A 3,348-nucleotide genomic window follows, 5' to 3' on the forward strand; every position below is an offset into this window, starting at 1 on the left:
TGTCGTCGTACACGGCCACGCGCGGGTAGAAGTAGGCGAGGAAGAAGCTGGTGCTGTCGAGGCGTCCTTCGCGGCCGCTCTCCTGGCTCACGTCGTAGTGCCAGTTGACGGTGAGGGTGACGGAGTCGCCGGGCGCGAGCTTTTTGGTAAGCGGCACATCCATGAAGGTGCGCACCGTATTGGCGCGTACTTTCTTCTCAACGCCGTTCTCGGTGTAGCGGTCGATGTTGATGCCGCCGGTGAGGTAGTCGCGCGCCGCGGCGCCCATGCGCGAGGCGCCGGGCTGGTGGATGTTCTGAATAAGCTTGATGGTAAGCCGGTTGAGCGTGTTGGGGCTGTGGTTGGTGTACACGATGGTTTCGGTGCCGGTGACCGTCTTATTCGGCGGCGTCACCTTCACTTCGATGTTGTAGCGGCCTTTGTTCTGCCAGTAGTTCTTACCCGGGGCGCCGTCGGGGCTGCGGGTGCCGGCGGCATAGGCCTGCTGGATGTTGCGGGGCATGTAAAGAGGCTGCTGCTGTGCGGCGGCCGTAGTGGCAACGAGCAGGGCCAGGGAAGCGATTGCGCTTTTCATTTCTTGGAGGTTTGTTGAAAGAACCCGGTAACCGGGTCCCGAATTTACCGGTTACGCGGCAGCGGGAGTAAGAAAAGGGTGCAGTGGTCCGGATTTTGGGGCGGGCGGTCTTTCTGAATGCCGCCATTGCGCCTCCTAATGCCGTCATTGCGAGGAGGCGACTGAAAGGAGACGACGAAGCAATCTCCCTATCTATGGGACAACTCCCTTGCTTCGGTATACAGCAGTGCCATAGCTGTGGGGATTGCTTCGCTACGCTCGCAATGACGGCTCTGGAAGAGATCGCCCCTCGCAATGACGGTCCTGGAGGAACACAAAAAAAGCCCCCCGCATCTGCGGGGGGCTTTTCATTTTTATCATCTAATCTTAGCGTGCCAGTTGTACCAGCTTCAGGTTGTCGAAGTAGATGTCGCCGTTGGTGGACGACTGCCAGTAGGTCTCGGCGCCACCGCGGAAGGTCTCGAAACAGATGGTGTTTACGAGGCGCTTGGCGTCGTTGGTGGTCCAGCGGATGGCCTGGTCGAGGATGGTGGTACCGTTGATCACTACCTGAACGCGGCCGTCGGTGTTGGAGCCGGTGTTACACTTCACGTATATCTTCACCTTGTACCACACGCCCTTCTGGATCGAGGCGCCGCCGGAGGGGTAAACCTTGCCGAAGTCGTTGCCGTAGGTGCCGGGCTGGTCTTTGTAGTATACATAAGGCTTCAGGATCACCGGGCTGGTGCTGGTATTCTTGTACCACATCAGGCGCACCGAGCCACCGTTGCCATCCCAACCCGGGTCGCCGCCCGTGTTGCCGTCGCCGATAAAGAGACCGTAGCCTACTTTACCGCCCCAGCTGAAGTCGAAGTTGGAGGCGAACTGCATGTCGAAGGAGAGCTCATACTCCGAGCCAAGCGGAATGTTGGAGCGTGTGAGCACACCGCCCGAGGTAAGGCTGTTGGCCAGCAGGGTGGTCTTCAGCATGCCGTTGTATACCTGGCTTTGCGAAGCGTTGCTCACCTGGTAGTAGTTGGCGTTGCCGAAGTCGGCGATGGCCTGGGAGAGACCATAATTGCCGTTGGCGCGGCCGTCCCAGTTAATGGTCCGGGTGGAAATACCCGTTGTCGGAGTGGGAGCAGGCGTGGGAGCCGGTGCCGGGGCAGGTGCCGGGGCCGGAGCCGGAGTGGGGGTCGGCGTCGGCGTCGGAGTGGGCGTCGGCGTCGGAGTCGGGGCAGGCGCAGTAACCGGCGAGGAGCTGATCACCACGTTGTCGTAGAACACCTTGCCGTCGGTAGCCGACTGGTAAGACGTTGTAGAGCCGCCGCGGAAGTTTTCAAAGCAAATGTTGTTGAACAGGCGCTTGGCGTCGCTGGTGGTCCAGCGGATGGCCTGGTCAAGCACGGTGGTGCCGTTGATCAGGAGCTGCACGCTACCATCGGTGTTGGAGCCGGTGTTGCTCTTAACAACCATGGTCACTTTGTACCAGGTGCCTTTCTGGAGCGAGCCGGTAGCCGGGAACTGCTTGCCGAAGTTGTTACCGAAAGAGCCGGGCTGGTCTTTGTAGTATACGTCGGGGCGCAGCACGATGTTGCCGGCAGCATTCTTTTCCCAGCCGAGACGGATGGAACCGCCGAGGCCGTCCCAACCCGGGTCGCCGCCCGTGTTGCCGTCACCTACCAGGAGGCCGAAGCCGATCTTGCCACCGAGGCTGAAGTCGAAGTCGGAAGCAAACTGCATGTCGTACGAAAGGGTGTACGTGGAGGCGTCGGGAATGTCAATCTTCGAGAAAACGCCGCCCGCCGTGAGGGCGTTCTTCAGCAGGGTCGTCTGCAGCATTTTGCTGTAGGTCTGGGTCTGCGAAGCGGAGGTCACTTTCCAGTAGGCGGTGGGGCCGAGGTCGGCGCTTGCCTGCGTCTGGCTGTAGAGACCGTCGGCGCGGCCGTCCCAGTTGATGGAGCGGTAGTAAGGCAGCACAAATCCGGTGTTGGCGGTGGTGGCTGTCGTAGCGAGGGTGTTGGTCCCTGTAGCATTGGCGGCGAGGCCTTCGGTGCTGATGCCGGGAGTGGGGGTCGCTGTCACTTGCTGATCGGCCGGGAGAATGTCATCCTTCTTACAGGAGATGACTGTCGTACTCAGTGCGAGGCACAGGAATGCCAGGCTCGAAACGCGGTGTTGTTTCATCGGAGGTTAGGTTAAGTGGTGAACGGTTAGGTTAATGCCTTGCGGCGGTCAATGCCTTGCGGCGCGGTGTAAAAGTAGTCCCCACAAATGGCGATTTGCTTTGACTTTAGATGGGCCCGGCCGATCACGGGGCCAACAGGGATTTTTGGGGGGTGAGGCCCTTTTTCAACGGGTACGCATGCCCGAAAACCCGCGCCAGTATTAGGTTTTAGCGATTAGAGGCCTCTAATGAAGCGATGGTCCAAAGCCGCATTTTTACATGGTTTCGGCGCTTTTTTGAAGCTTGCCCGGAGTATCGCATTAGCCGCAAACAGGCAGAAACCATTAGATGGCGAATGGAAAGCTTTATGCTTGCCCGGAGGCGTTCACAAGGTGTTAACAATCTGCGGCAACACCGGGCCTGCGACCCGTTGGTTCACGACGGCACGGCGGCACAACGGCACGACGGAGGAAAAAACTTATGGGCACTTTTTCGTCAATAATGTTGAACCCGGTTTATCCAAAATCACTTTTCTCCAGCCAAATGACGATGAGCGTTTTTTATCAAAAGAAAAAAACGTTGTGCCGTCGTGCCGTCGCGCCGTCGTGATCCAAGGCTGCTTGCAGCC

Annotated in this window: 2 protein-coding genes and 1 pseudogene; 1 reads left to right on the forward strand and 2 read right to left on the reverse strand. The window is 58.9% G+C overall.

What is annotated here, in order from left to right:
* Together EPD60_RS07650 and EPD60_RS17150 are read right to left on the reverse strand one after the other, a co-directional pair.
* A pseudogene (locus tag EPD60_RS07650) lies at positions 1 to 574 on the reverse strand (M1 family metallopeptidase); the annotation flags it as partial.
* A 366-nt stretch (positions 575 to 940) separates the two neighbouring features.
* A complete protein-coding gene (locus EPD60_RS17150; protein ID WP_131448499.1) occupies positions 941 to 2,740 on the reverse strand; it encodes a polysaccharide lyase in 1,800 nt (599 codons plus the stop codon).
* A gap of 228 nt (positions 2,741 to 2,968) precedes the next feature.
* Between EPD60_RS17150 and EPD60_RS07660 the strand changes: the two genes are divergently transcribed.
* The coding region (locus tag EPD60_RS07660; protein ID WP_131448501.1) for a hypothetical protein at positions 2,969 to 3,348 on the forward strand (380 nt) is incomplete at its 3' end.

The organism is Flaviaestuariibacter flavus, assembly GCF_004337505.1.
GTDB classification, from domain to species: Bacteria; Bacteroidota; Bacteroidia; order Chitinophagales; family Chitinophagaceae; genus Flavisolibacter; species Flavisolibacter flavus.

What these genes read in the sequence shown, in the direction of transcription:
- EPD60_RS17150 (WP_131448499.1), bottom strand. Translation starts at nt 2,740, where the DNA reads ATGAAACAACACCGCGTTTCGAGCCTGGCATTCCTGTGCCTCGCACTG.